This window comes from Streptomyces umbrinus (assembly GCF_030817415.1).
Classification (GTDB): Bacteria; Actinomycetota; Actinomycetes; order Streptomycetales; family Streptomycetaceae; genus Streptomyces; species Streptomyces umbrinus_A.
Genome location: NZ_JAUSZI010000002.1, coordinates 3,538,211 through 3,564,284 on the forward strand (window position 1 = coordinate 3,538,211; position 26,074 = coordinate 3,564,284).

At 71.0% G+C, this 26,074-nt stretch carries 21 protein-coding genes and 1 riboswitch; of the genes, 10 read left to right on the forward strand and 11 right to left on the reverse strand.

Features of this window, described 5'->3' with window-relative positions:
* Positions 1-66 precede the first annotated feature (66 nt).
* Positions 67-1,155 carry a septation protein SepH gene (gene sepH, locus QF035_RS15535; protein WP_307520923.1) on the forward strand — a complete coding sequence of 363 codons (1,089 nt, stop codon included), beginning with the start codon at positions 67-69 and terminating at the stop codon, positions 1,153-1,155.
* A 96-nt stretch (positions 1,156-1,251) separates the two neighbouring features.
* Here the strand turns inward: sepH and QF035_RS15540 are convergent, their stop codons facing one another.
* On the reverse strand, positions 1,252-2,079 hold the full coding sequence (locus QF035_RS15540) for a sulfurtransferase (protein WP_307520924.1): 828 nt from the start codon (positions 2,077-2,079) through the stop codon (positions 1,252-1,254).
* 314 nt (positions 2,080-2,393) lie between these two features.
* Here QF035_RS15540 and QF035_RS15545 point away from each other — a divergent pair, with 314 nt between their 5' ends.
* Positions 2,394-3,188: a VOC family protein gene (locus tag QF035_RS15545; RefSeq protein ID WP_307520925.1), complete on the forward strand. Its 795-nt coding sequence runs from the start codon at positions 2,394-2,396 to the stop codon at positions 3,186-3,188.
* A gap of 70 nt (positions 3,189-3,258) precedes the next feature.
* Here QF035_RS15545 and QF035_RS15550 read toward each other — a convergent pair whose 3' ends face one another.
* From QF035_RS15550 to QF035_RS15565, 4 genes are read right to left on the reverse strand one after another with little or no spacing between them, the layout of a single operon-like run.
* Positions 3,259-3,915 carry a thymidine kinase gene (locus tag QF035_RS15550; RefSeq protein WP_307520927.1) on the reverse strand — a complete coding sequence of 219 codons (657 nt, stop codon included), beginning with the start codon at positions 3,913-3,915 and terminating at the stop codon, positions 3,259-3,261.
* Between the two features lie 52 nt (positions 3,916-3,967).
* The gene (locus tag QF035_RS15555; protein ID WP_307520928.1) at positions 3,968-5,155 is read right to left on the reverse strand and encodes an alkaline phosphatase family protein; all 1,188 of its coding nucleotides are present in this window, start codon (positions 5,153-5,155) and stop codon (positions 3,968-3,970) included.
* Complete coding sequence (locus QF035_RS15560; protein WP_143638176.1) at positions 5,155-5,742, reverse strand: DUF5998 family protein; 588 nt, start codon at positions 5,740-5,742, stop codon at positions 5,155-5,157. The genes QF035_RS15555 and QF035_RS15560 overlap by 1 nt, the downstream gene beginning before the upstream one ends.
* 41 nt (positions 5,743-5,783) lie before the next feature.
* Positions 5,784-8,624, reverse strand: a complete 2,841-nt coding sequence (locus QF035_RS15565; RefSeq protein ID WP_307520929.1) for a bifunctional acetate--CoA ligase family protein/GNAT family N-acetyltransferase — start codon at positions 8,622-8,624, stop codon at positions 5,784-5,786.
* Positions 8,625-8,915: 291 nt separating this feature from the next.
* Here QF035_RS15565 and QF035_RS15570 point away from each other — a divergent pair, with 291 nt between their 5' ends.
* Positions 8,916-9,197 (forward strand): HPr family phosphocarrier protein, encoded by a 282-nt coding sequence (locus QF035_RS15570; RefSeq protein ID WP_307520930.1) that lies wholly within the window; start codon positions 8,916-8,918, stop codon positions 9,195-9,197.
* 334 nt (positions 9,198-9,531) lie between these two features.
* Here QF035_RS15570 and QF035_RS15575 read toward each other — a convergent pair whose 3' ends face one another.
* From QF035_RS15575 to QF035_RS15590, 4 genes are all read right to left on the reverse strand, one after another.
* A complete protein-coding gene (locus QF035_RS15575; RefSeq protein WP_269654860.1) occupies positions 9,532-10,227 on the reverse strand; it encodes a GntR family transcriptional regulator in 696 nt (231 codons plus the stop codon).
* Positions 10,228-10,532: 305 nt separating this feature from the next.
* Positions 10,533-11,306 (reverse strand): M23 family metallopeptidase, encoded by a 774-nt coding sequence (locus QF035_RS15580; protein WP_307520931.1) that lies wholly within the window; start codon positions 11,304-11,306, stop codon positions 10,533-10,535.
* A 12-nt stretch (positions 11,307-11,318) separates the two neighbouring features.
* A riboswitch (cyclic di-AMP (ydaO/yuaA leader) is annotated at positions 11,319-11,479 on the reverse strand.
* A 237-nt stretch (positions 11,480-11,716) separates the two neighbouring features.
* On the reverse strand, positions 11,717-13,105 hold the full coding sequence (locus QF035_RS15585; RefSeq protein WP_307520932.1) for a M16 family metallopeptidase: 1,389 nt from the start codon (positions 13,103-13,105) through the stop codon (positions 11,717-11,719).
* Positions 13,102-14,463, reverse strand: a complete 1,362-nt coding sequence (locus tag QF035_RS15590; protein ID WP_200395460.1) for a M16 family metallopeptidase — start codon at positions 14,461-14,463, stop codon at positions 13,102-13,104. Before QF035_RS15590 ends, QF035_RS15585 begins: the two co-directional genes overlap by 4 nt.
* Positions 14,464-14,836: 373 nt before the next feature.
* Between QF035_RS15590 and QF035_RS15595 the strand changes: the two genes are divergently transcribed.
* Complete coding sequence (locus QF035_RS15595) at positions 14,837-17,287, forward strand: DNA gyrase/topoisomerase IV subunit A (protein ID WP_307520933.1); 2,451 nt, start codon at positions 14,837-14,839, stop codon at positions 17,285-17,287.
* On the opposite strand, the gene QF035_RS15600 is transcribed toward QF035_RS15595, so the two are convergent.
* On the reverse strand, positions 17,284-18,480 hold the full coding sequence (locus tag QF035_RS15600) for a CobW family GTP-binding protein (RefSeq protein ID WP_307520934.1): 1,197 nt from the start codon (positions 18,478-18,480) through the stop codon (positions 17,284-17,286). The two genes, QF035_RS15595 and QF035_RS15600, sit on opposite strands and share 4 nt — an antisense overlap.
* A gap of 320 nt (positions 18,481-18,800) precedes the next feature.
* Between QF035_RS15600 and QF035_RS15605 the strand changes: the two genes are divergently transcribed.
* The gene (locus QF035_RS15605) at positions 18,801-19,343 is read left to right on the forward strand and encodes a DUF6082 family protein (RefSeq protein WP_307520936.1); all 543 of its coding nucleotides are present in this window, start codon (positions 18,801-18,803) and stop codon (positions 19,341-19,343) included.
* 150 nt (positions 19,344-19,493) lie between these two features.
* Positions 19,494-19,730: a hypothetical protein gene (locus tag QF035_RS15610; protein WP_143638156.1), complete on the forward strand. Its 237-nt coding sequence runs from the start codon at positions 19,494-19,496 to the stop codon at positions 19,728-19,730.
* A gap of 277 nt (positions 19,731-20,007) precedes the next feature.
* Here QF035_RS15610 and QF035_RS15615 read toward each other — a convergent pair whose 3' ends face one another.
* Positions 20,008-21,174 carry a citrate synthase/methylcitrate synthase gene (locus tag QF035_RS15615; protein ID WP_307520937.1) on the reverse strand — a complete coding sequence of 389 codons (1,167 nt, stop codon included), beginning with the start codon at positions 21,172-21,174 and terminating at the stop codon, positions 20,008-20,010.
* A 98-nt stretch (positions 21,175-21,272) separates the two neighbouring features.
* Between QF035_RS15615 and QF035_RS15620 the strand changes: the two genes are divergently transcribed.
* From QF035_RS15620 to QF035_RS15635, 4 genes are all read left to right on the forward strand, one after another.
* On the forward strand, positions 21,273-22,532 hold the full coding sequence (locus QF035_RS15620) for a citrate synthase (RefSeq protein ID WP_307520938.1): 1,260 nt from the start codon (positions 21,273-21,275) through the stop codon (positions 22,530-22,532).
* Positions 22,533-22,584: 52 nt separating this feature from the next.
* Entirely contained in the window at positions 22,585-23,535 is a 951-nt protein-coding gene (locus QF035_RS15625; protein ID WP_307520940.1) for a sucrase ferredoxin, read from the forward strand.
* Positions 23,536-23,607: 72 nt separating this feature from the next.
* Complete coding sequence (locus QF035_RS15630; RefSeq protein WP_307520942.1) at positions 23,608-25,290, forward strand: ATP-binding protein; 1,683 nt, start codon at positions 23,608-23,610, stop codon at positions 25,288-25,290.
* Positions 25,287-25,967: a response regulator gene (locus QF035_RS15635; protein ID WP_200395468.1), complete on the forward strand. Its 681-nt coding sequence runs from the start codon at positions 25,287-25,289 to the stop codon at positions 25,965-25,967. The genes QF035_RS15630 and QF035_RS15635 overlap by 4 nt, the downstream gene beginning before the upstream one ends.
* Positions 25,968-26,074: the final 107 nt, after the last annotated feature.

A 26,074-nucleotide genomic window follows, 5' to 3' on the forward strand; every position in this document is an offset into this window, starting at 1 on the left:
GGCCACACTCGACTAGCGGAAGCAGCGACGCACGTGACGTCGGCAGGCACCACCCGGGAGGTCCCCATGCCCGAACTGCGTGTCGTGGCCGTCTCTAACGACGGCACACGGCTGGTGCTGAAGGCTGCGGACAGCACGGAGTACACGCTTCCGATCGATGAGCGTCTGCGTGCCGCCGTACGCGGCGACCGTCCCCGCCTCGGCCAGATCGAGATCGAGGTGGAGAGCCATCTCCGCCCCCGAGACATCCAGGCACGTATACGTGCGGGAGCGTCCGCCGAAGAGGTCGCCCAGTTCGCCGGTATCCCCGTCGACCGGGTGCGTCGCTTCGAGGGACCCGTACTCGCCGAGCGTGCCTTCATGGCGGAGCGTGCCCGGAAGACCCCTGTCCGCCGCCCCGGCGAAACCACCGGTCCCCAGCTCGGCGAGGCGGTGCAGGAGCGGCTTACGCTGCGCGGCGCCGACAAGGAGACCGTCCAATGGGACTCCTGGCGCCGTGACGACGGCACCTGGGAAGTCCTGCTGGTCTACCGGGTGGCGGGCGAACCGCACTCGGCGAGCTGGACGTACGACCCGCCCCGGCGGCTCGTCCAGGCCGTGGACGACGAGGCGCGCTCGCTGATCGGCGAGTCCGACGACCTCGCCTCGGCCGAGCCCAGCTTCCCGTTCGTGCCGCGCATCGCCAGGTTGCCGCGCGACCGTCCGATGGACCGCGCCCTGGACCGGCAGACGGAGCGGCCGAGCCTGCCCTCGCCGTCGCCCGAGCCGGACCTGGAGGAGACCGCGAGCGAGCGCGACTCGCTGACCAGTCTCCTGGAGGCAGTGCCCAGCTTCCGCGGCGACATGGTGGTGCCCGAGCGTCCGTCGACCGCTCCCGTTCCCGCCGCCTCGACGACCTCCACCACGGAGCGTCCCGAGGTGGAGGAACCGCTCGACGCGGAGCCCGAGGCAGAGGAGCCCCCGGCTCCCGCGGCCTCGGCGGGTTCCGCGTACGCGGACGTGCTCATGCCGCGCTCGGTGGCCAGTCACCGCGACCGGCTGATCGGCGCGACCGACCGGCAGGCCGAGGCGGACGGGGTGCGTCCCGGACGCAGAGCGGCCGTGCCGAGCTGGGACGAGATCGTCTTCGGGACACGCAGGAAGAAGCAGGACTAGGACATGCCGGAAAGGGCTCGCACCACCTTGGTGCGAGCCCTTTCCGCTGCCGTGCGCCGCTCCTCGCGGACGCGTACCGCCACGGCCACCATGGAGCTACTGCGGGTCCGGCCCCGTGGCCACCGGGCGGTTGTCGTCCTGGGACCACTCCGACCAGGAGCCCACGTACAGCGCGGCCGGGATGCCCGCGACCGTGAGCGCGAGGACCTCGTGCGCGCCGGAGACGCCCGAGCCGCAGTAGACGCCGACCTCGGAAGTGCCGGTCGCGCCCAGCGACTTGAAGTGGTCGGCGAGGTCCGCGGCGGGGCGGAAGAGGCCGGATTCGGCCACGTTCTCCGTGGTGGGGGCGGAGACGGCGCCGGGGATGTGCCCGCCGACGCGGTCGATGGGCTCGACGTCGCCCCGGTAGCGCTCGGCGGCCCGGGCGTCCAGGAGCAGACCGGTGCGGGCCAGCGCCGCGGCGCCGTCGGCGTCGAGGAGGGACAGCGCGCCGGGGGCCGGTACGAAGGTGCCGACGGAGGGCGACGGGCTGCCGGACTCGACCGGGCCGCTCCAGGCAGCGAGGCCGCCGTCAAGCACACGCACCGACGGATGACCCGTCCAGCGCAGCAGCCACCAGGCGCGTGCGGCGGCCCAGCCGAGCCCTCCGTCGTACACGACCACGTCCCGGTTCTCGGACACCCCGGCCGCCCGCACGGCCGCTCCGAAGACCTCCATGTCGGGCAGCGGATGGCGGCCCGCCGCTCCTGCGGGGGCGGCGAGTTCCGAGTCCAGGTCCACGTAGGCGGCCCCCGGAATGTGCGCCTCCTCGTAGGCGGAGCGCAGGTTCGGGCCGCCCAGCTGCCAGCGGATGTCCAGGACGACCGGCGGATTCGGACCCGCCAGGTCGCTCGCGAGTTCGGGTGCGGAGATGATGGCGTTCATGGCCACCATCCTTGCGCACGGGGTGGCCGCATCGTCCAGCTCCGGCTACTCTGCTCGGCCGGGCCGCCCCGACCACTCGGCGTGCGGACTCGGGCACACGCTGTACTGCTGATGGACATCAGCAGGCAATGGCGGGGAAACGGATGGGAACCAGCAATTCGGGCATCCTCCCGCCATGGGCCATCCGGCCGGGGCGCGCCGTGCCCCTGGTGGTGCGAACATCGGCACCGGGCGCGCAATGCGCACGGCGGCGGAACACGCGGTTCGGTAGTGGAAGTGAAGCGGCCCCACGAGGCGCCGAGGAGAGGGTGACGATGACCGAGGCACGGGGGTCGGCCGGCCTGAACGGCAGTGCGTACACGCCCGGCACACCCTGCTGGGTGAGCCTGATGGTGCACGGGATGGCCGCGACCCAGGAGTTCTACGGGAGCCTGTTCGGCTGGGAGTTCCAGCCCGGCCCGCAGCACCTCGGCTCGTACGTGCGGGCGCAGCTCGACGGCCAGGAGGTGGCGGGTATCGGCCAGCTCCCGCCCGACCGTCATCTGCCCATCGCCTGGACGCCCTACTTCGCCTCGGACGACGTGGACCTGACGGCGGAGACGGTCCGGCACTGCGGCGGCACGGTCGGCGTCGGCCCCCTCGACGCCGAGGACGCCGGGCGGCTGGCGATCGCGTCGGACCCGGCGGGGGCCGTGTTCGGCGTCTGGCAGGCCGCGGCCCACCTCGGCACGGGCATCACCGACGTCCCTGGCACCCCCACCTGGAACGAGCTGATGACCCGGGACTCCTCCGGCGTCGCCAAGTTCTACGAGACGGTCTTCGGTTTCGAGGAGGAGCCGGTCGTCTCGGCCGACTTCGACTACATCACCCTGCACATCAAGGGGCGCCCGGTGGCGGGCATCCACGGCGTCGGCAACTCCCTGCCCCGCGACCGGGGATCCCATTGGATGACGTACTTCGAGGTCGCCGACGTGGACGCCTCGCTCGCCCACCTGCTCGACCTGCGCGGCCACGTCCTCAAGCCCGCCCGTGACACCCCGCACGGCCGTATCGCCACGGTGGCGGACCCGGAGGGGGCCGTGTTCTCGGTGGTGCGGACGACCCACTGAGGGGAGCCGCAGCGCCCGTTCAGGGCTCGGCAGCCCCCTCAGGGGCAGACCCCTCAGGTCCGGGAGACCATCAGGTCCGGGACACCGCGTCCACCGGCAGCACGTCCGGGGAGAGCACGCCCGCGCGGGCGCTGGCCGCGGTCGTCCGGCGGCTGTGATGCCTGCGGCACAGGACCTCGTAACCGATGTCCTCCGACTGGTCGACGTCTCCGACGACGACCTGGGCACCCTCGACGACCATCCGGCCACCTATGGTGCGGGCGTTGTGGGTGGCGCGGGCGCCGCACCAGCAGAGGGCCTCGACCTGGAGGACCTCGACCCGGTCGGCGAGTTCGACGAGGCGCTGGGAGCCGGGGAAGAGCTTGGAGCGGAAGTCCGTCGTGATGCCGAAGGCGAAGACGTCGATGCCCAGGTCGTCGACCACCCGGGCCAGTTGGTCGATCTGCTCGGGGGCGAGGAACTGCGCCTCGTCCGCGATGACGTAGTCCGCGCGGCCGCCCTTCGAGAGGTGGTCGACGACATACGCGTACATGTCCTGGTCGTCCTCGACCTCCACCGCGTCCGTGACCAGGCCGAGGCGGGAGGACAGCTTGCCCTCGCCCGCGCGGTCGTCGCGGGTGAAGATCATGCCCTGCAGGCCGCGGGCCGAGCGGTTGTGCTCGATCTGGAGAGCCAGTGTCGACTTCCCGCAGTCCATGGTTCCGGAGAAGAACACCAGCTCGGGCATGGGGAGTTGAGCACCTTTCGACATGAGGGGTTCGCTGGGCGGGCGGGCAGGGTCAGGAACGTACTTCCAGGAGCGGGATGTGCTGCTCGACCGGTGTCATCGAGCCGTGGTTGCCGACCATCGCCGACTCCTTCGGCTCCCGCTCGGACGCGATGATCAGTACGTCGTCGCGGGCGGCCGCGACCACGTCGCCGATGCGCTCGTAGACCCGCTCGTCGATGTGCGGGCCGAACCAGCCCGCCGCAATCGCCTCGTCCCGCGAGGCCACCCAGAACTGCTCGCCGAGCACCTCGCGCCAGCAGGTCAGGACGTCCGACTCGGCGCCCGGGACCGCGTAGACGTGCCGGGCGCGGCCCTCGCCGCCGAGGAGGGCGACTCCGGCGCGCAGCTCCCAGTCCTCGTCGAAGTCGATGCGGTGCTGCTCGTCGAAGGGGATGTCGATCATCCCGTGGTCCGCGGTGACGTACAGGGCGGTGCGCGGGGGCAGTTGCTCGGCCAGGCGCTGGACCAGCCGGTCCACGTACATGAGTTGTCCGCGCCAGGGGTCCGAGTCGACGCCGAAGCGGTGGCCCTTGCCATCCACCTCCGCGTAGTACGTGTAGACCAGCGAGCGGTCCCCGGCGGCCAGTTGCTCGGCCGCGAGGTCCATGCGGTCCTCGCCGGTCAGGCGCCCGTGGAACGTGCCGCCGCTGAGGGCGATCTTGGTCAGCGGGGTGTTCTGGAAGTGCGGTGACGACACCTGGGCGGTGTGCACACCCGCCGCGTCGGCCAGCTGGAACACGGTGGGGTACGGCTGCCACTTGCCCGGCTTCGTCCACGGCTGCCAGCGGAGCTGGTTCATCAGCTCGCCGGTCTCCGGGTTGCGCGCGGTGTAGCCGGGCAGGCCGTGCGCGCCCGGCGGCAGGCCCGTACCGACCGAGGCCAGGGAGGTCGCGGTGGTCGCGGGGTAGCCCGCTGTGATCGGGCGGCCGGTGCCGCCGCGCGAGCTGCCGAGGAGGGAGGTCATGAACGGGGCCTCGTCCGGATGCGTCTTCAGCTGCTCCCAGCCGAGGCCGTCGATCAGGAAGACGCAGTTGCGGTCGGCCGGGCTCAGTTCCGTGAGCGAGGCGGTGACGTCCGGGACGTCCATGCCCGCGGCCAGTGTGGGCAGCAGGTCGGCGAGCGAACCGGCCCCGTACTCGGGTACGGGAGCGGAGTCGAGGGAGAGCGGTTCCGGGTGGTCCCAGACTTGCTGGGACATCAGCGGGTGACGTCCGCGGTCGCCTCGGAGAGCGACTGCGCGAAGGCGAGCGTCTGCCGCACGGCGTCCGGGCCGTCCCCGGCCTCGCTGACGCGCAGGCTCAGGTCGTCGGCCGTCGAACTGCCCGTGTACCCGTGGTCCGCCTCGCAGTTGGGGTCGCCGCAGGCGGCCGGCTCCAGGTCGATACGGGCGACCGCGCCCCAGCCGATGGTGAGGACGACCTCGCGCGGCAGCGTCCCCGGAACGTACTTCTCCGGATTGGCGACGACGCGGCTGAGAACCACCGACGAGATCCGGCCAAGCTTCACGGATTCGGTCGACGTGGTCGCGTACGGCGTCGGGGACGTGCTGTCCGCCGCCTGTTCGTCGGTGTGGCTCACGATGAAACGGTTTCCCGTGAGGACGAGCACCGTCACGTGCCGACGCACCTCGTTGGCGTCGAACGTCGTCTCCTGATGGACCAGATACGACCGGATGGGCTCGCCGCCCACAGCTGCCTCCACAGCCTCGGCCACGAGGGCCGGGTAGTAGCCGCTGCGCTCGATCGCCGCTCGCAGCCCCTGGGTCGTCGTACTGGTCTTGGCCATGACGTCCATCCTACGGGGGCGCACTGACTGCGAGGCACCGCTTAGTACACAGGAAGTGTGCGCGGACCGAGGTCGTCGCGGACGGGCGGCGGCGCGAGCCGCACGGAGGCGCCGAGCACGCTCAGCCCGTTCGGGGCCACGACGACGGGCTCCAGGGACACGGAGACGACCTCGGGGTGGTCGTCGACAAGGCGTGACAGGCGCAGCAGCAGTTCCTCCAGGGCCACGACGTCCGCCGGCGCGGAGCCCCGCCAGCCGAAGAGGAGCGGTGCGGTCCGGATCGACCGGACCAACGAGGCCGCGTCCCGGTCGGTGACCGGAATCAGCCGGTGCGCGGTGTCTCCGAGCAGCTCCGACGGGGCCCCGGCGAGCCCGAAGGAGAGCACCGCTCCCGCCGCCGGGTCTATAACCGCTCGTACGACCGTGTCGACGCCGCGCGGTGCCATCGCCTGTACCACCGGGCGCAGCTCCTCCGGCGTCCCGAAGAGGCTGGTCAACTCGGCGTACGCCCTGCGCAGTTGCTCCTCGTCCGCCAGATCCAGCCGTACGCCGCCGAGGTCGGCGCGGTGGCGCAGGTGGGGAGCGGTGGTCTTGAGCGCCACCGGGTAGCCGAGGCGCTCCGTGGCGGCGGCGGCCTCGTCGGGTGTGGGCGCGGGGAGGGCACGGCGGACGTCGATGCCGTACCGCCCGAGCAGAGTGCAGGCGTCGTCCGGGCCGAGGGTGAGGCCGCCCATGCCACCGTCGCCGAGCAGGCCGTCGATCTGTTCGGCCGCGCCCTTCTCGTCGATGTCCTCGTACTCGGGGACGCGACCGGGGTCGGCGGCCTCGCGCCGCCACTGGCCGTACCTCACGGCTTCGGCGAGGGCGCGGACGGCCCGCTCGGCGGCGGGGTAGGCGGGGATGAGGCGGGAGTCGGTCTCGGCCTCGGGGACTTCCGCCACCGTCGGCGGGCGGTCCGCCGGGCGGATGGGGTGGTTGCTGCCAGCGAACGGGGGCGAGGGGCGAGCCGCCTGGGGCGCGGTGCCGGCGGCCGCGGACAGCGCCTCCGCGAGGCCGCCCAGCTCGACGTGGACCACGAGGACCGGCTTGTCGGGAGCGGCGGCGGAGGCGGAGCGCAGCGCCTCCGCCAGGGCGGCGTCGGCCGTGGAGGTCTCCCCCACCGCCGGGATCGCGGTGACCGCGACGGCGTCGCAGCCGTCGTCGGCCAGCGCGTGCGTCAGCGCGGCGCGGAAGTCCTCGGCCGAGGCGGCCGTGGTCAGGTCCACCGGGGGCAGCGGTCGCAGGCCCTCGGCGAGGCACGCGTCATACGTCAGCAGCCCGAGGGACTCGGAGTTCCCGAGGATCGCCACCCGCGGCCCCATCGGCAGGGGCTGGCGCGCCAGGAGCAGGCCCGCGTCGACCAGCTCGGTGATCGTGTCCACCCGGATGACGCCGGCCTGGCGCAGCAGCGCCGACACCGTCGCGTGCGGCAGCCGGGTGGCCCGGACGGCGTGCCCCTGGGGCGCGGCCCCGCCGTGCCGTGCGCCCTGGACGACGACCAGCGGCTTCGCCGCCGCGGTGCGCCGCGCGAGGCGGGTGAACTTCCTCGGGTTCCCGATGGACTCGAGGTACATGAGGGCGACATCGGTGTCGGGGTCGTCGTACCAGTACTGAAGGACGTCGTTGCCTGACACGTCCGCGCGGTTGCCCGAGGAGATGAACGTCGACACACCGGTCACGCCGGTGACCCCGCCGCCGCGCCGGTGCAGCCGGGACAGCAGTGCGATGCCGATGGCGCCGGACTGGGCGAACAGACCGATCCGCCCCGCGCGCGGCATCTCCGGTGCGAGCGAGGCGTTGAGCCGCACTTCCGGTGAGGTGTTGATGACTCCGAAGGCGTTCGGTCCGATGATCCGCATCCCGTACGTACGCGCCTGGCGCACGAGCTCGCGCTGGCGCTCCCTGCCTTCGGGGCCGCTCTCGGCGTACCCCGCGGAGACCACGACGAGCCCCTGCACCCCGTGTTCACCGCACTCGGCGACGACTTCGGGGACGCGCTCGGCCCGGACGGCGACGACGGCGAGGTCGACGGGCTCGGGGATGTCACGGACGGAGCCGTATGCCGGCACTCCGCCGAGCTCCTTCTCCTGAAGTGCCCCGTTCACCGCGTACAGGCGCCCGGTGAAGCCCGCTTCGCGGAGGTTCTCCAGGACGCTGCGGCCCACTCCCCCGGGTGTGCGGCCCGCGCCGATGACGGCGACCGAGCCCGGCGAGAGGAGCCTGGCCACGGAGCGCCCCTCCGCCCGCTGCTCCCGCGCGCGCTGCACGGCCAGCGAGCGGTCGGTGGGCTCCAGGTCGAACTCCAGGCGTACGACGCCGTCCTCGAAGTGGCGCTTCTGCTGGTACCCGGCGTCCGTGAACACCTTGATCATCTTGTTGTTGGCGGGCAGCACCTCGGCGGCGAAGCGGCGGATGTCGCGCTCACGGGCGACGGCCGCGATGTGCTCCAGCAGGGCCGATGCCACGCCGCGGCCCTGGTGGGCGTCCTGCACGAGGAAGGCGACCTCGGCCTCGTCCGCGGGGGCCGAGGCGGGGAGGCCGTCGGCGTTGATGCGGTCGTAGCGTACGGTGGCGATGAACTCGCCGCCGACCGTGGCCGCGAGCCCCACCCGGTCCACAAAGTCGTGGTGCGTGAAGCGGTGGACGTCCTTGGCGGACAGGCGCGGATACGGCGCGAAGAAGCGGTAGTACTTCGACTCGTCGGACACCTGCTCGTAGAAGCTGACCAGGCGGTCGGCGTCGTCGGCCGTGATCGGCCGGATGCGCGCGGTGCCGCCGTCGCGCAGCACGACGTCGGCCTCCCAGTGAGCGGGGTACTCGTGCCGGTCCGGCGAGGTCTGCATGGGGCCCAGAGTACGGCTCGGGTCCGACAACGGCCGGTCCTGGTCGCGGGGGTTCATGTCCCGGATACATGGCGGAACGTGTCGGTACGTGTCCCGGGGTTCGTGTTCCGGAGGGGGCACACCCCAGGGGTTCACGTCCCGGCGACGGCGGGCTCGCGTCCGGCAGGGGCGCGAGGCAGTCTTGGGTGACCGAAGCCGCCTCGGGCCCGGAATCCGCACCCGCTCGGGGCACGCTTCACGATATGGAACAATGGTCTAGACAACCGTGAGACACCTGAAGGGCAGCATCACATGGCTGAGCGCCGCGTCAACGTCGGCTGGGCCGAGGGCCTTCACGCCCGTCCCGCCTCCATCTTCGTCCGGGCGGCCACGGCCTCCGGCGTCCCCGTGACGATCGCCAAGGCTGACGGCAACCCCGTCAACGCCGCCTCGATGCTCGCGGTTCTCGGCCTCGGCGCCCAGGGCGGCGAGGAGATCGTCCTGACCTCCGACGCCGAGGGTGCGGACGCCGCGCTCGACCGCCTGGCGAAGCTGGTCGCCGAGGGCCTCGACGAGCTCCCCGAGACCGTCTGATCTCGCGGACCACGTACGGCGGAGCCGCGTCGACCCGTATCGGGTGACGCGGCTCCGCCGTTTCTGTCTGCGTGGCGAGCGGCGATTTGCCCGCCCGTGACACCGGCGTTTTCCCGTAACCTCGCCGCCGTTTTGTCCGTACCTCACGCCGGTGCGCGACTTTCCGCCTCGCCGTCGGCACCATCCAGGCTTTTTCACATGCCCCGCGCACCGAGTTCCGCGCATCCGGTTCCGCGCATGCGGAAATCACGTGCGCGGAAATTCCCGGCACGTGGAAAAAGGGGCAGCAGAAATAGACCCCGGCGAATAACTCTCTTTGTATACGGCGCCACTGTTAATGCCGCAGGCCCGCCGTGTTTACGGGATGTTGCGAAGTCCTCACACGCTCCGCGCGGTCACCGCCGCCGGGAAAGCGCAGCCGGTGCGCGGCCATCGCCCGCTCGGTGTGCAGCGCCGTGATCGCCCTGGCCCGGTCGTTGTCGCCGCGCGCGACGGCGTCCACGATGGCGCCGTGCTCGGCCCAGGACTCGGCGGGGTGGGCGGGCGCCTCGACCGAATACATCCAGGCGATCTTGTGCCGCAACTGGGCGAGCGTGGAGGTCAGCGCGGGGCTTCCGGAGGCTTGGGCGAGCGTCTCGTGGAACCAGCCGCCGAGCGAGCGCAGATCCTCGCTGTTGCCCCTCCGGGCCCGCTCCTGGCCCAGCCTGACCAGGCCGCGCAGCACCTTGAGGTGCGCCTCGGTGCGGCGCTGGGCGGCGCGCGCGGCACCCAGCGGCTCCAGCAGCATGCGCATCTCCAGGAGGTCGGCGGCCTCCTGCTCGGTGGGCTCCGCGACGCACGCGCCCGCGTGCCTGCGTGTGACGACGAAGCCTTCCGCCTCCAGCGTGCGCAGGGCCTCCCGCACGGGGACCCGCGAGACGCCATACCGGCGCGCGAGCAGTTCTTCGGTGAGCCGGCTGCCGCGCTCGTAGACACCCGCGACGATGTCGTCACGGATCGCCGTGCATACCGAGTGCGCGGGAATACGCATGACCGGACCTCCGCCTTAACCCCCGCGAAACGCGGTCGATTGACGCTTGTTCGGTGACTCTATTGCAGAGAGCGGGAAATTCCGATGGCGGACCGGAATCCGTGGATATTTTTTGGACACACCTGGCTTCTGAACAGGCAGTCGTCCGGTGCAAAGTCGGCCGGGAAGTGGCCGAGAAGCCGTCAGGAAGTGATCAGAACCGCGCGAAGGCCCCGGCTCGGTGAGCCGGGGCCTTCGGGAGAGGTGTCCGCGCGGGCGGGCCGTTGCGTGGGAAGGCTGCCGCGTGGGAGGGCGGTCTCCGACCGTCAGACGTTCACGCCGTGCTGGCGGAGATACGCGATCGGGTCGATGTCCGAGCCGTACTCCGCGCTCGTCCGCGCCTCGAAGTGCAGGTGCGCCCCGGTGACGTTGCCGGTCGCCCCGGAGAGGCCTATCTGCTGGCCCGGGGTGACCGTCTGGCCGACCGAGACACCGAGGGACGACATGTGCCCGTACTGCGTGTAGGTGCCGTCGTTCATCTTGATGACGACCTCGTTGCCGTACGAGCCGCCCCAGCCGGCCTCGACGACGGTGCCGGCGCCCACCGCGTGCACGGCGGTGCCGCTCGCGGCGTGGAAGTCGATACCGGTGTGGCTGCCGGAGGACCAGACGGCGCCGCCGGCCTTGTAGCCGGTGGAGACGTACGAGCCGGAGATGGGCGCGGTGTACGACTTCAGCAGGCGCTCGCGCTCGGCCGCACGGGCGGCGCGGGCCTTGACCTCGCGCTCCTTCTTGGCCTTCTCCGCGGCTTCCTTGGCCCGCTCCTTGGCGGCGGCCTCGGCCTTCTCGCGGGCGGCGGTCTCGTCGGCGGCCTGCTGCTGGGCGGCGGCCTGGGCGTCGATCTGGTCGGCGACCGAGTCGCCGATGGTGATCGCCTGGGTCAGGGTCTGCTCGGCCGGGCTCTCGGCGGCGAGTGCGGGAGCAGCCAGGGTGCCGACCACACCGGTGGTGGCGAGTGCGGCGACGCCGACGGTCCGGTTGGTCGTGCGCTTCATACGGCTGGGACGACGGTGCTTCCCGGCGGCGCGAGTGAACGCCATGAAGTGGCTGGTCCTTTCCTTCCTTCTCGCCTACCGGGTTAGCTGACGGGTTCGGAGCAGGAAGGTCTCCTACGGACCCCCTTCGGGAAGGGCGTCCGATTCACCCCAGGGACTACGTATGGGTCCCCGGCTCCCCTGGCTCGCGCCGTACGGGGACTCGGCGATGACTGTCCGGTGCCGCGGGCGCGGCGCACTGCCTGACGAACAGCCGGACCGACGCTAAGCGGGGCGTCTTTCAATCAACAAACGGATCAAGGGTTTTGTAGCGCATGCCACAGGGCAGACAGGCAACCTCCCTATCAATACGGACAACCCGCAGTTCGGGTGCTGAAGTCCGGGCAAAAGGAGAACCCAGGCGACTCTTCGGTCACCTGGGTTCTCCGTGGAACGACCCTGTTCCGCTCCGCGTTCTACTCCGCTGTCACGACGCTGACTTCGCCGATTCCGAGGGCCCGGACCGGCTCCTCGATCTGCGCGGCGTCACCGACGAGGACGGTCACCAGACGGTCCACCGGGAAGGCGCTCACGGCGGCCGCGGTGGCCTCCACGGTGCCCGTCGCGGCGAGCTGTTGGTACAGCGTCGCCTGGAAGTCGTCCGGCAGGTACTGCTCGACCTGGTCGGCGAGGGTGCCCGCGACGGCGGCGGCCGTCTCGTACTTCAGCGGCGCCACGCCCACGAGGTTCTGCACGGCGATGTCGCGCTCGGCGTCGGTGAGTCCCTCGGCCGCGAGGGTGCGCAGCACCTTCCAGAGGTCGTCGAGCGCCGGGCCGGTGTTCGGGGTGTCCACGGAGCCGCTGATGGCGAGCATCGCGGCGCCCGTCCCGTCCGGCGCGGAGCGCAGCACCTGGCCGAACGCCCGCACACCGTAGGTGTATCCCTTTTCCTCGCGCAGGACGCGGTCCAGGCGCGAGGTGAGGGTGCCGCCGAGGCAGTACGTGCCGAGCACCTGGGCGGGCCACACGCGGTCGTGCCGGTCGGCGCCGACGCGGCCGATGAGGAGCTGCGTCTGGACGGCTCCGGGACGGTCGACGATGATCACGCGGCCCGTGTCGTCGGCGGTCACCGGCGGGATGGGACGGGCCTGGGCCTGCGATCCGGTCCAGGCGCCGAGCGTGTCCCCGAGCAGCGCGTCGAGGTCGACGCCGGTGAGGTCGCCGACCACGACCGCCGTCGCGGTGGCGGGGCGTACGTGCTTCTCGTAGAAGGCGCGGACGGCCGCCGAGTCGATCGTGGTGACCGTCTCCTCGGTGCCCTGGCGCGGGCGCGACATGCGCGAGGTCGCCGGGAAGAGCTGCCGGGAGAGCTCCTTGGCGGCGCGGCGGGCCGGGTTGGCGGTCTCGTGCGGGATCTCGTCGAGCCGGTTGCGCACCAGCCGCTCGATCTCGCTGTCCTCGAAGGCGGGTGCCCTGAGGGCGTCGGCGAGCAGGCCGAGCGCCTTGGGGAGCCGGGAGACGGGGACTTCGAGGCTGATCCGGACGCCGGGGTGGTCGGCGTGCGCGTCGAGGGTGGCGCCGCAGCGCTCCAGCTCGGCGGCGAACTCCTCGGCGGAGTGCTTGTCGGTTCCCTCGGTGAAGGCACGCGCCATGATCGTGGCGACGCCGTCCAGGCCCTGCGGCTCGGCCTCCAGCGGGGCCGCCAGGAGGATCTCGACGGCGACGACCTGCTGGCCGGGGCGGTGGCAGCGCAGCAGCGTCAGGCCGTTGTCGAGCGCGCCGCGCTCGGGGGCCGGGAAGGCCCAGGGCCTGGCCTCGCCGGCCTGGGGCTGCGGGTGGAATTCCATCGTGGCGAGCTCGGTCACTTGGCCGCCTCCTCGTCGGTGTCGTCAGCGGCGTCGGTCTCTTGGGCCTCTTCGGCGACGGTCGGCTCGTAGACCAGCACCGCGCGGTTGTCGGGGCGCAGGCGGGCCTTGGCGACCTCCTGGACCTCCTCGGCGGTGACGTCGAGGACGCGCTGGACGGCCGTCAGGGCGAGCTGCGGGTCGCCGAACAGCACCGCGTACCGGCACAGTTCGTCGGCGCGGCCCGCGACCGTGCCGAGACGGTCCAGCCACTCGCGCTCCAACTGGGCCTGGGCGCGCTCCATTTCCTCGGCGGTGGGGCCCTCCTCGGCGAACCGGGCGAGCTCCTCGTCGACAGCGGTCTCGATCACCGGCACCTCGACGTCGCCGGACGTCTTCACGTCGAGCCACCCCAGGGAGGGCGCTCCCGCGAGACGCAGCAGGCCGAACCCGGCCGCGACGGCGGTGCGGTCGCGGCGTACGAGCCGGTTGTAGAGCCGGGACGACTCGCCGCCGCCGAGCACGGTCAGGGCCAGGTCCGCCGCGTCGCACGCGCGCGTGCCGTCCTCCGGCAGCCGGTAGGCGGCCATCAGCGCGCGGGCCGGGACCTCCTCCTCGACGACCTCGCGCAGCTGCTCGCCGATGGTCTCGGGAAGCGCGCCGTCGCGCGGGGCGGGCTTGCCGTCGTGGCCCGCGATCGAGCCGAAGTACTTCTCGACCCAGGCGAGCGTCTGCTCCGGGTCGATGTCTCCGACGATCGACAGAACGGCGTTGTTGGGCGCGTAGTAGGTGCGGAAGAACGCGCGAGCGTCCTCCAGGGTGGCCGCGTCCAGGTCGGCCATCGACCCGATCGGGGTGTGGTGGTAAGGGTGGCCCTCCGGGTAGGCGAGGGCGGTGAGCTTCTCGAAAGCGGTGCCATAAGGGACGTTGTCGTAACGCTGCCTGCGCTCGTTCTTGACGACGTCCCGCTGGTTCTCCATGGACTCGTCGTCGAGCGCGGCGAGCAGCGAGCCCATGCGGTCGGCCTCCAGCCAGAGGGCGAGCTCCAGCTGGTGGGTGGGCATGGTCTCGAAATAGTTCGTACGCTCGAAACTGGTCGTGCCGTTGAGCGAACCGCCCGCGCCCTGCACCAGTTCGAAGTGGCCGTTGCCCTTCACCTGGCCCGAGCCCTGGAACATCAGGTGCTCGAAGAGGTGGGCAAGTCCGGTGCGGCCCTTGACCTCGTGGCGCGAACCGACGTCGTACCAGAGGCACACCGCCGCGACCGGGGTCAGGTGGTCCTCGGAGAGCACCACACGCAGGCCGTTGGCCAGGCGGTGCTCGGTCGCTGTCAGGCCGCCGGAACCGGCCTCAGCTGTGGCCGTGTGACCCATGGGCATGTACGTCCCTTCGATCGCGGAAAACTGCTGAATTCCTGCTAGTCGTGCCACTGTATGCAAGCGCGCGGACAGCTGGCGAAGTTCCCGCGGCGCGTACGCCGAGAGCGAGCACGCGGGCGGCACCGGGAGCCCGTACGCTCGTGCGGCCGCACGGCCTCCGAAGCCCTGTGCGGGCAGGCGGGTTCACTGCTTCCGAGGCCTGTGGAAAAGGCCGAGAAGGCGGCCCGCCACGCCTGTTGGGGCAGCCGGAGACACGGCTCAGGAGGCCAGTACGGACGGGTCGTGGTCCACGTTGTCAGTGGGCCGGTCCACAATGGAGCCCGTCAGAACCCGTTCATGCCCCGGCAGAGACTGTGAAGGAGTCGCAGCAGCGATGGCCCGCCGCAGCACGAAGACCCCGCCGCCAGACGACTTCGAGGAGCGCATCCTCGACATCGACGTCGTCGACGAGATGCAGGGCTCCTTCCTCGAGTACGCGTACTCGGTCATCTACTCCCGAGCCCTGCCGGACGCCCGCGACGGCCTCAAGCCGGTGCATCGCCGCATCGTCTACCAGATGAACGAGATGGGCCTGCGTCCCGACCGCGGCTATGTGAAGTGCGCCCGCGTCGTCGGCGAGGTCATGGGTAAGCTCCACCCCCACGGCGACGCGTCGATCTACGACGCCCTGGTCCGCCTGGCCCAGCCCTTCTCCATGCGCCTGCCCCTGGTCGACGGCCACGGCAACTTCGGTTCGCTGGGCAACGACGACCCGCCGGCCGCCATGCGGTACACCGAGGCGCGGATGGCCGACGCGACGTCCCTGATGACGGAGTCGATCGACGAGAACACGGTCGACTTCTCCCCGAACTACGACGGCCAGGAGCAGGAGCCGTCGGTCCTCCCGGCCGCCTACCCGAACCTCCTGGTCAACGGCTCGTCGGGCATCGCGGTCGGCATGGCGACGAACATGGCGCCGCACAACCTCGGCGAGGTCATCGCCGCCGCCCGGCACCTGATCCGCCACCCCGGCGCCGATCTCGAGACGCTCATGAAGCACGTCCCGGGGCCCGACCTGCCCACGGGCGGCCGCATCGTGGGCCTCACCGGCATCAGGGACGCGTACGAGACGGGCCGCGGCACCTTCAAGATCCGCGCGACGGTGTCCGTGGAGAACGTGACGGCGCGCCGCAAGGGCATCGTCGTCACCGAGCTGCCGTTCACGGTCGGCCCGGAGAAGGTGATCGCCAAGATCAAGGACCTGGTCGGCTCGAAGAAGCTGCAGGGCATCGCGGACGTCAAGGACCTCACCGACCGTGCGCACGGCCTGCGCCTGGTCATCGAGGTCAAGAACGGCTTCGTGCCGGAGGCCGTCCTGGAGCAGCTCTACAAGCTGACTCCGATGGAGGAGTCCTTCGGCATCAACAACGTGGCGCTGGTGGACGGCCAGCCGCTCACGCTGGGCCTCAAGGAACTCCTGGAGGTGTACCTCGACCACCGCTTCGAGGTCGTGCGCCGCCGCAGCGAGTTCCGCCGCACCAAGAAGCGCGACCGGCTGCACCTGGTCGAGGGCCTGCTGGTGGCCCTGATCGACATCGACGAGGTCATCCGCCTCATCCGCTCCAGTGAGAACTCCGCGCAGGCCAAGCAGCGCCTGATCGAGCACTTCTCGCTGAGCGACGTCCAGACGCAGTACATCCTGGACACGCCGCTGCGCCGGCTCACCAAGTTCGACCGCATCGAGCTGGAGACCGAGCGCGACCGGCTCAACGGCGAGATCGACGAGCTGACCGGCATCCTGGAGTCGGACTCCGAGCTGCGCAAGCTGGTGTCGTCCGAACTGGCCGCGGTGGCCAAGAAGTTCGGCACCGAGCGGCGTACGGTCCTGCTGGAGTCCGCCGGTTCCGCCGCCGCGACCGTGCCGCTCCAGGTGGCCGACGACCCGTGCCGGGTGCTCCTGTCGTCGACGAAGCTCCTCGCGCGTACGGCCAACGGTGACCCCTTCGGGGAGAGCGACGGCAAGCGCGCCAAGCACGACCTGATCCTCTCCGCCGTCCCTGCGACGGCACAGGGCGAGATCGGCGCGGTCACGTCCGCCGGCCGACTGCTGCGGATCAACGTCATCGACCTCCCGCAGCTGCCCGACACCACGGCGGCGCCCAACCTCTCGGGAGGCGCGCCGATCTCGGAGTTCCTGACCCTGGAGGGCGACGAGGACATCGTCTGTCTGACGACGCTCGACGAGTCGTCGCCGGGGCTCGCCCTCGGCACGCAGCAGGGTGTCGTCAAGCGTGTGGTGCCCGACTATCCCTCCAACAAGGAGGAGCTGGAGGTCATCACGCTCAAGGACGGTGACCGGATCGTCGGCGCGGCCGAGCTGCGCACCGGCGAGGAGGACCTGGTCTTCATCACCGACGACGCCCAGTTGCTGCGCTACCAGGCCTCCCAGGTCCGCCCCCAGGGCCGGCCCGCGGGCGGTATGACGGGCATCAAGCTCACGGACAACACCAAGGTGATCTCGTTCACGGCGGTGGACCCGGCCGTGGACGCGGTGGTGTTCACGGTGGCGGGCTCGCGCGGCACGCTGGACGACTCGGTCCAGACGACGGCCAAGCTGACGCCCTTCGACCAGTACCCGCGCAAGGGCCGCGCCACGGGTGGCGTGCGCTGCCAGCGGTTCCTGAAGGGCGAGGACTGCCTGAGCCTCGCCTGGGCAGGTCCCGCGCCGGCCCGGGCCGCTCAGAAGGACGGGACGCCCGCGGAGTTGCCCGAGATGGACCCGCGACGGGACGGCTCGGGCGTCTCACTGGCGAAGACGGTCTCGGTGGTGGCGGGCCCGGTCTAGAGGTCGTAGGCAGCCGGCAGGTCGGCGCCGCCCTGGGCCCGACCGTCCGGGTCCTGCGCCGCCTCCGGCTCCACCTCCTGCTCCCCGTCCCGCTCCTGTACGTAGCGGAGGACGCCCCACATGCTGTGCTCGTCGGCGTGTGGGGCGTCCTCTTTGCACGCCTCCAGCTCCTTGCCGAGGGCGAGGGCGTCGATGCCCGAGCCGATGAGGACGAGCTGGCTGAGCCGCTCGCCCGGGGCCCAGGGCTCCGGGTAGAAGCGCAGAAAACGGCCGACGGCGTGCACGGCGTACCGGTTACGGGGGTCGGCGGCACCGAAGTCGACGTACCCCTTGATGCGGTAGAGCCCCTCGGGCCTGCTGTCGAGGAAGTCCATCAACCGCGGGGGGCTGAGGGGCACTTCGGAGGTGAAGGAGACGGACTCGTAGGTGGAGTGCAGATGGCCGTGACGGCCGTGCGGGTCGAGATGACCGTGGGGGCCGTTGGACTGAGGAGATCCATCCTGCTCGCCCTCGCCCTCGCCGTCGCTCTCGACCTCCTCGTGCCGGTGCAGGTCGTCGAAGGAGAGCTGCCCGATGCGCTCCTGCGTGGGCCTGCGGTCGAAGAGGAACTCGGGGTCGATCCGCCCGTACGAGGCGGACACGACGGCGGCGGCGCGGTCGGTGAGGGACCGGACGAGGCTCATCACACGGTCGGGATCCGTCGCGCGGTCCGCCTTGTTGACGACGACCAGGTCGGCGATGGCGAGGTGCCGGTCGATCTCGGGATGCTTCTGGCGGGCCGCGTCGAACTCCGCGGCGTCGACGACCTCCACGAGTCCGCCGTAGACGATGCGCGGATTCTCACTGGCCAGGAGCATCTTGACCAGCTCCTGGGGCTCGGCCAGCCCGCTCGCCTCGATGACGATGACGTCGATACGGGCGGAGGGTCGAGTGAGCCGGTCCAGGAAGACGTCGAGCTCACTGGCGTCCACGGCGCAGCACAGACACCCGTTGCCCAGGGAGACGGTGGAGTCGCCGAGCGCCCCGGCCACGGCCATCGCATCGATCTCGATGGCACCGAAATCATTGACGATCGCCCCGATACGACTGCCTCCGCTGCGGTGCAGGAGATGGTTGAGCAGGGTGGTCTTGCCGGTTCCCAGGAAGCCGGCGAGGACGATGACCGGGATCTGCTGGGGGCTCGCCTGACTCAACGCGCGACCTCTCTCACCAATGCGTGCACCGGCTCACGGACCGGCTCTCACGACGGGAAACGAATGCCGAACCAGGATACGAGCCGGTGGAAAGCCCCCGAAGTGAACGATTGTTAGCGGCGCTCGCGGGGCACACGTCTGGCATGGCGCCGAGTTGCGCGACCCGCGCTTCCTTCCGTGCGCCTCCTCTCCGCCTCCCTGCCGATCAGAGCCGCTCGGCACCCTGGGAGACGGCAAGCGCGCCGCCCACCGCTCGCCGGTCCGCCCCCTGGCGACCCACACCGACGACCGGCGGACGGTCGCCTGATTCGGGGGTTGACATGGTCACACAATCTGGGAAGCAAAAGCTGAGCTCCGCGGTCACAGCGGGGCTCGCCTTTGCAGCGGGGGCACTCGTAGCGCTGGCCGCCCAAGAACGCCGGTACGAGGAACTGCGCCTGCGGGTCGCGGAAGTCGAGCGGAGTGACAGGCAGGCCATGCTGACCGAGCAGCAGCGTCTGCAGTTCTATCTGCTGAGCCGGGCGATGGAGGATCCCGATCTTGCCGCCGTCTACAGCAACGTCCAGGTGGACTCACCCACGCAGCGACGCCAGTACCTCTTCGCCAACGCGCTGTACACCAATGCCCTGCTTGCCTACCGCGTCGGTGTCGTCAACTGGGAGGAGCTGCACGGTCACCTTCGCATGATCTGCCTCAACCCTATTTTTCGAGACTACTGGGAGGCGCACCGACCGCATCGGGCCAGCCTCGAGGACAACTCCGAGGAGGCCAGGGTCGGCCGAATGGTGGACGTCCTGATCCGCGATTTGGACGAGGCGGATACCGAGGAGTGGTGGGTGGTGGGCGAACCACCGCTGGAATAGGGAGAGTTGACGCGCCATCAACGCAGGCGTGCCGGGTTGATCACTCGTCAACCCAGACATGCCAATCGGACCCCTCCGCCAAGATCGACTCAATCCTCGTTGTACGATCCCCGCCCGAATCAACTATCACTCCAGAGGACAGGGATCCCTTTGAAGATCGTGCGCCGCATCGGTGCGTCCCCACGCGAACGAGGCAGTTTGTCCGGTGACTCATGTCCGGACATTTTTGAACTCAGCGACGGGAACTTCGCAGTCATCGGGACAGAGGCCACCGCGGCGCTCGACCAAGAACTCCCCCCTGACGCAGCACGCGCGGACTATGAACGCATCGTCATCGTCAGCAGAGAGACGCTGGTCCGCGCCAAGGCAGACATCCCCGACGCGTAACGCGACCGCAGGGCTGCCGTAAGGACGATCCCGTCAACTGTTGAGGCCCATCCGGTCACCCCGTTGAGGTTCGCCTCCGGGAGACGGTGCCCTTCCAGCCCGCCCCACACACCCATCACGCCCCGCGCACCACTCCGTCACGACAGGGGCCTACCGAGAAGGTCGGCGCATACCTCGCCGACCGCTCGATCCAAACTTCCCGAGGTCCGGCATCCGAACGGTGCCGGACCTCGCGCGTACGCGTCGCATGCCGTGCCCTACGTCGGATGCGTGACTCTCAGGCCACCGCAGGTACCGCAACCGGCGGAACCGGCCCCACATACCGCGCCGCAGGCCGGATGATCTTCGGGTCTTCCGCCTGCTCCAGGATGTTGGCGCTCCAGCCGACGACGCGGGCCGCGGCGAACGTAGGCGTGAACATCTCGCGTGGCAGGCCGCAGAGTTCCATGACGACGCCGGCGTAGAACTCCACGTTCGTGTGGAGTTCCCGGCCGGGCTTGAGCTCCGCGAGGATCGCTTCCACCTGGCGTTCGACCTCGACCGCGAAGTCGGCCAACGGGCCGCCGAATTGCTGGGCGATGCCGCGGAGCATGCGCGAGCGGGGGTCCTCGGTGCGGTAGACGGGGTGGCCGAAGCCCATGATGCGGTCGCCGGCGAGGACTCGTTCGCGGATCCAGGGGTCGATGCGGTCGGGAGTCCCGATCGCGTCGAGGGTGTCCAGGGCCCGGCTCGGGGCGCCCCCGTGAAGCGGACCGGAGAGGGCTCCCACCGCGCCGACGAGACAGGCCACCACGTCCGCCCCCGTCGACGTGATCACCCGAGCCGTGAATGTTGATGCATTGAATCCATGATCAATGGTCGAGATCAGGTACTGCTCGACCGCCCGCGCCCGCCCCGGATCCGGTTCCGAACCCGTCAGCATGTAGAGGTAGTTCGCGGCGTAGGGCAGATCGTCACGCGGCTCGATCGGTTCGAGGCCCTGCCCGAGCCGGTGGAGTGCCGTCAGCAACGTCGGCACGGCCGCGGACGCGGCGAGCGCGTCCGCTCGTCGCTGCTCGGCGTCAATGTCGTACACCGGCCGGAACCCCCGCACCGCGCCGAGCAGCGACAACGCGGTCCGCATCCCGGCAAGCGCCCCCGACCTCCCACTGGCCGCCGCGATCGCGGGCAGTACGGCCCGCACTTCCACCGGCAGCCGCCGCAGTTCCGCCGTCCGCGCGGCAAAGGCGGAACGCTGTGCCGCGTCCGGCAGTTCACCGTGTACCAGCAGATGCCACACGTCCTCGAAACCACGGGTCCGTGCGAGCTCGACGGCCGAGTACTGGCGGTAGTGGTAGAACCCCTCGACCCCCCTGACGTCACCCAGCACGGTGTCGGTGACGACGACGCCCGCGAGTCCTCGCGGTATGTCGACAGAGGCGGTCGCGGCCCGGTTGATCGGCATGTTTCCTCCCTGGACTTGATTTGACTGTCCATGCTTGACTCAATTCCTGTCAATATTGATTGAATCAATATTCAGACTGCACAGATACGGTGATACTCATGACGGATCAAGAACTGGCTCTCGCGCACGAAGCGCGGCGGATCAGCACCAAGGAAGCCGCCGAACTGCTCGGAGTGAAGCCCGAGACGGTCTACGCGTATGTGAGCCGCGGCCAGCTCAGCAGCCGCCGCAGCACGGGCGGTCGGGGCAGCACCTTCGACGCCAAGGAGGTGGAGGCGCTCGCACGTCGCAGCAGGCGCGAACCGGCCGAGGGTTCACCGGCCGCCGGCACGCTCTCCGTACGCACCCGGATCACCTTGATCGACAAGGACCGGTACTACTTCCGAGGGGTAGACGCGACCGAACTGGCCGCGCGCCACTCCTACGAAGAGGTCGCCGAGTGGCTGTGGACGGGCGTCCTGCGCCCGGGCGCCACATTCACGGCACCGGAGGCGTCCGTCGCCGTCGCCCGCCGCGCCATCGACGCACTGCCCGAGCACACCGGCCCGACCGACCGGCTCCGCGTCGCGGCCATCGCCGCGGCGACCGCCGACCCGCTGCGCTTCGACCTCTCCGAACAGACCGTGCTCGGCACGGCCCGCACGCTGATCCCCACGCTCGTCGCCGCCCTGCCCCCCAAGAGTCACGACCATCGGGACGCCGGCTCGCTCGCGCACCGCCTGTGGGCCAGGCTCAGCGGCCGCGAACCCGATGAGGCGTCTCTGCGCGCCCTGGACACCGCACTCGCGCTGCTCGTCGACCACGACCTGGCCGCCTCGACGCTGGCCGTCCGGGTCGCCGCCTCGGCCCGCGCCCACGCGTACGCCGCTGTCTCGGCGGGCCTCGGCGTCCTCGAAGGCCCGTTGCACGGAGCGGCCAGCGGCCTGGCGCACCGGATGCTGCTCGACGTCCTGGACCGGGGCACGGCGGCCCCGGTGGTCGCGGACGAGCTCCGGGCCGGGCGCCGTGTCCCCGGGCTGGGTCACCGCATCTACCCCGGCGAGGACCCACGTGCGCGCGTGCTGTTCGGCCTCCTGGAGGACGTTCCCCGCGCCGCCCCCGCCTTGGCCGCGGCCCGCGACGTCGTGGACACCACGGCCCGCCACGTGCCCCTGCACGCCAACGTCGACCTGGCCCTCGCCGTCCTCACTGCCTCGTCCGGCATGCACGCCTCGGCGGGCGAGACGATCTTCGCCGTGGCCCGCACTGCCGGCTGGATCGCCCATGTGCTGGAGGAGTACGACGAGGCCCCGCTGCGCATGCGCCCGAGCGGACACTACGTAGGCCCACGGCCCCCTCAGCCACTTCCGGAGCAGTGACACCACCCGCCCCGGGAGTCGCCTCCAGCCAAGTCAGGTTAGGCTCACCTCTGTGAGTACGTGCGCGAAGGTCTCACGGGACCTGGAGGAGCCCCTCGCGGGGACCGCCGCCACCGCGAGGACGTGGCTGCTCGTCGAACAGCCCGGCCCCTGGGGCGCCAAAGCGCTGACATCGAGCCACCTGGACCCCGCACTCGGCCGAGCGCTGGAGCAGGCCGCCGAGGGCACCGGCGTACGCATCGCGCTGATCCGGCGCCCGGGCCGCCACGCCGACTGCCACACGGTCGCCGAGCGGCAGGTGTACGCGGCCCACACCACCCCGGGAAACGTATGGCTGCACAAAGCCATCACCTCGGACCCAGAGCGACTACTCGAACTTGACTTCGCCGAGCTCGGCGAAGGCCTGCCCCGGACCTTCGACACGGCTCTCGGCGGCGCCCCGCACACCGGCGACCCGCTCGCGCTCGTGTGCACGAACGGCAAGCGTGACCGCTGCTGCGCCCTTCTGGGCCGCCCCCTCGCCGCCGAACTCGCCGCCTCCGGGGTGGACGGCATATGGGAGGTCACACACCTGGGCGGCCACCGCTTCTCCCCCACCCTCCTCGTACTGCCGTTCGGATACGCGTACGGGCGAGCCGAGGCCCATGCCGTCAAGGAGATCCTCCAGGGCGTACGGGACGGCCGTGTGGTCACCGAAGGGTGCCGCGGGAGCTCTACCTGGGAGCGCCCCGGGCAGGCCGCCGAACTGGCCGTGCGCACGGCAGCCCACGAGGACGCCGCGGGCGCGCTGAGCATCGTCCGTACGGAGGGTTCGGCGCCGCGCTGGGAGGTGACGGTCGCCCACACCGACGGCCGCCACTGGCTCGTCACGGTCGCCCAGGGCTCGGCCCTGCCGCCCCGCCCCGAGAGCTGCGGCTCGGCTCTCGGCTCCCCGGCCCGGATGGACGTGATGGCGGTGCGCGAGCTGTCCCCTACGGCTGTCGCGCACCCCGGAGCCCACTGAGCGCCCCTTCCAAACGAGATCCACGCCACACCCCCTACGGCACCGCGTGCCCCTCCCCGTACCGTCGTAGGCATGAGCCCCACTCCCCCTCGACGACTCCGCCTGGGCATGCCGAAGCGGATGTTCTCGCAGGTGCTGCTGATGCAGGTGGCGATCGCCGCCGGAGTCGCCGTCCTCGCGACCGGGCTGTTCCTCGCTCCGCTGAGCGAACAGCTGGACGACCAGGCGATGCGCCGCGCTCTCGCGATCGCGCAGACCACGGCGGCGCAGCCGAGGCTCGCCGAGGAGCTGAAGTCCACTCCGGCCTCGGCCGACGGGCCCGTGCAGACCGAGGCGGAGCGGATCCGCAAGGCCAGCGGGGCCGAGTACGTCGTCGTGATGGACGTCCACGGCACCCGCTGGTCGCACACCAACCCCGCCGAGATCGGCGGGCACGTCTCGACCGATCCCAGGTCCGCACTGTCCGGCCGGGAGGTCATGGAGATCGACAGCGGCACCCTGGGCCGCTCGGCGCGCGGCAAGGTGCCGTTGCGCGACACCGACGGCCGCATCGTCGGCGCGGTGTCGGTCGGTATCGAGTACGACAGCGTGCGCGCCCGCCTCATCCACGCCATCCCCGGGCTCTTCGCGTACGCCGGAGGAGCCCTGGCCGTCGGTGCGCTGGCCGCCTATCTGATCTCACGACGGGTGCAACGGCAGACCCGTGACCTGGCCTTCTCGGACATCGCCGGGCTCCTGGCGGAGCGCGAGGCGATGCTGCACGGCATCAGGGAGGGCGTCGTCGCGCTGGACCGCGAGGGCAGGATCCGCCTCCTCAACGACGAGGCCCGGCGCCTGCTGGGAATCGGCGACGAGGCCGTCGGGCAGCCCCTCGACGCAGCGCTCGGAGAAGGCCGTACGGCCGATGTGCTGGCCGGGACCGTCACCGGAACCGATCTGCTCACCGTCCGCGGCCAGCGTGTCCTGGTCGCCAACCGCATGCCCACCGACGACGGCGGTGCCGTGGCCACCCTGCGCGACCGCACCGAACTGGAGCAACTGGGCCGCGAACTCGACTCGACCCGCGGCCTGATCGACGCCCTGCGCGCCCAGGACCACGAGCACGCCAACCGCATGCACACGCTGCTCGGGCTGCTGGAACTGGAGATGTACGACGACGCCGTGGAGTTCGTCGGCGAGGTGGTCGGTGACCACAGGGCGACCGCGGAACAGGTCACGGAGAAGATCCATGACCCGTTGCTCGCTGCCCTCCTGGTGGGCAAGGCCACCGTCGCGGCCGAGCGCGGAGTGGCCCTGTGGATCTCGGACACGACGCTGTTCCCGGACCGGCTGATCGACCCGAGGGGGCTGGTCACGATCGTCGGGAACCTCGTCGACAACGCACTCGACGCCGCCGCGGGCACCCTCCACGCGCGCGTGGAGGTCGAATTGCGCGCGGAAGGGCGTACAGCCGTCCTCAGGGTGCGAGACACAGGGCCTGGAATTCCTGCCGAACAGCGTGAGTTGATCTTCACGGACGGGTGGTCGACCAAGAAGCCCCCGGCCCACCGAAAGCGCGGAATCGGCCTCTCCCTGGTGCGCAGGCTCGCCGAGCGGCAAGGTGGCAGCGCCCGGGTCTCGGAGGCGGACGGCGGAGGCGCCGAGTTCACCATCGTGCTGCCGGAGGCACTGGCGGAGCCTGGACTCGCACCGGACCCCGCGCCCGGCCTCATGCTGGAGAGCGCCGCCACGACCGTCAACGAGGAGTCGCGATGATCGAGGTACTGGTCGTGGACGACGACATCCGGGTCGCCCGGGTCAACGCCGCCTACGTGGAGAAGGTCGCAGGCTTCCATGTCGCGGGCGAGGCGCACTCCGCGGCGGAGGCGCTGCGGCAGTTGGAGGCTCTGCCCCGGCTGGACCTCGTACTTCTCGACCACTATCTGCCGGACGAGACGGGTCTCGCGGTCGTCCAGGAGATGCGCAGACGCGGCCATCAGGCCGACGTGATCATGGTGACCGCGGCCCGTGACGTCTCCACGGTCCAGGCGGCGATGCGACAGGGCGCGCTCCAGTACCTGGTGAAACCGTTCGCCTTCGCCGGACTGCGCGCCAAGCTGGAGGCGTACGCGGACCTGCGCCGCACTCTCGACGGCGGCGGCGAGGCCGAACAGGCCGAGGTCGACCGGATCTTCGGCGCCCTGTCCGCCGGCTCGGAGCCCGGTCTGCCCAAAGGGCACTCCCCCACCACCGCGGAGGCCGTACGCCGGGCCCTGGTGACCGCGGAAGGCCCTCTGTCGGCCCAGGAGATCGCCGACCGGACCGGGCTCAGCCGCCAGACCGCCCAGCGGTATCTGAAGCTCCTGGAGCGCACGGGACGGGCCACGCTGACCCTGAAGTACGGAGACGCGGGCCGCCCGGAGCACCGTTACGTCTGGGCGACCCGCGCCTGAGGACACGGCCGCGGTACGGGGGAAGCGACCGTACCCGCCTGTGTATGGCTGTCAGGGGAGTTCAGCCGTGCACAGGAGCTCGGCCCGCGGTCGAGGGAGACCGCGGG

Bases quoted from the DNA above. Each gene is read 5' to 3' on its own strand.
- sepH (WP_307520923.1), top strand. From the start codon at position 67: ATGCCCGAACTGCGTGTCGTGGCCGTCTCTAACGACGGCACACGGCTG.
- QF035_RS15540 (WP_307520924.1), bottom strand. From the start codon at position 2,079: ATGAACGCCATCATCTCCGCACCCGAACTCGCGAGCGACCTGGCGGGT.
- QF035_RS15545 (WP_307520925.1), top strand. From the start codon at position 2,394: ATGACCGAGGCACGGGGGTCGGCCGGCCTGAACGGCAGTGCGTACACG.
- QF035_RS15550 (WP_307520927.1), bottom strand. From the start codon at position 3,915: ATGCCCGAGCTGGTGTTCTTCTCCGGAACCATGGACTGCGGGAAGTCG.
- QF035_RS15555 (WP_307520928.1), bottom strand. From the start codon at position 5,155: ATGTCCCAGCAAGTCTGGGACCACCCGGAACCGCTCTCCCTCGACTCC.
- QF035_RS15560 (WP_143638176.1), bottom strand. From the start codon at position 5,742: ATGGCCAAGACCAGTACGACGACCCAGGGGCTGCGAGCGGCGATCGAG.
- QF035_RS15565 (WP_307520929.1), bottom strand. From the start codon at position 8,624: ATGCAGACCTCGCCGGACCGGCACGAGTACCCCGCTCACTGGGAGGCC.
- QF035_RS15570 (WP_307520930.1), top strand. From the start codon at position 8,916: ATGGCTGAGCGCCGCGTCAACGTCGGCTGGGCCGAGGGCCTTCACGCC.
- QF035_RS15575 (WP_269654860.1), bottom strand. From the start codon at position 10,227: ATGCGTATTCCCGCGCACTCGGTATGCACGGCGATCCGTGACGACATC.
- QF035_RS15580 (WP_307520931.1), bottom strand. From the start codon at position 11,306: ATGGCGTTCACTCGCGCCGCCGGGAAGCACCGTCGTCCCAGCCGTATG.
- QF035_RS15590 (WP_200395460.1), bottom strand. From the start codon at position 14,463: ATGCCCATGGGTCACACGGCCACAGCTGAGGCCGGTTCCGGCGGCCTG.
- QF035_RS15595 (WP_307520933.1), top strand. From the start codon at position 14,837: ATGGCCCGCCGCAGCACGAAGACCCCGCCGCCAGACGACTTCGAGGAG.
- QF035_RS15605 (WP_307520936.1), top strand. From the start codon at position 18,801: ATGGTCACACAATCTGGGAAGCAAAAGCTGAGCTCCGCGGTCACAGCG.
- QF035_RS15615 (WP_307520937.1), bottom strand. From the start codon at position 21,174: ATGCCGATCAACCGGGCCGCGACCGCCTCTGTCGACATACCGCGAGGA.
- QF035_RS15620 (WP_307520938.1), top strand. From the start codon at position 21,273: ATGACGGATCAAGAACTGGCTCTCGCGCACGAAGCGCGGCGGATCAGC.
- QF035_RS15630 (WP_307520942.1), top strand. From the start codon at position 23,608: ATGAGCCCCACTCCCCCTCGACGACTCCGCCTGGGCATGCCGAAGCGG.
- QF035_RS15635 (WP_200395468.1), top strand. From the start codon at position 25,287: ATGATCGAGGTACTGGTCGTGGACGACGACATCCGGGTCGCCCGGGTC.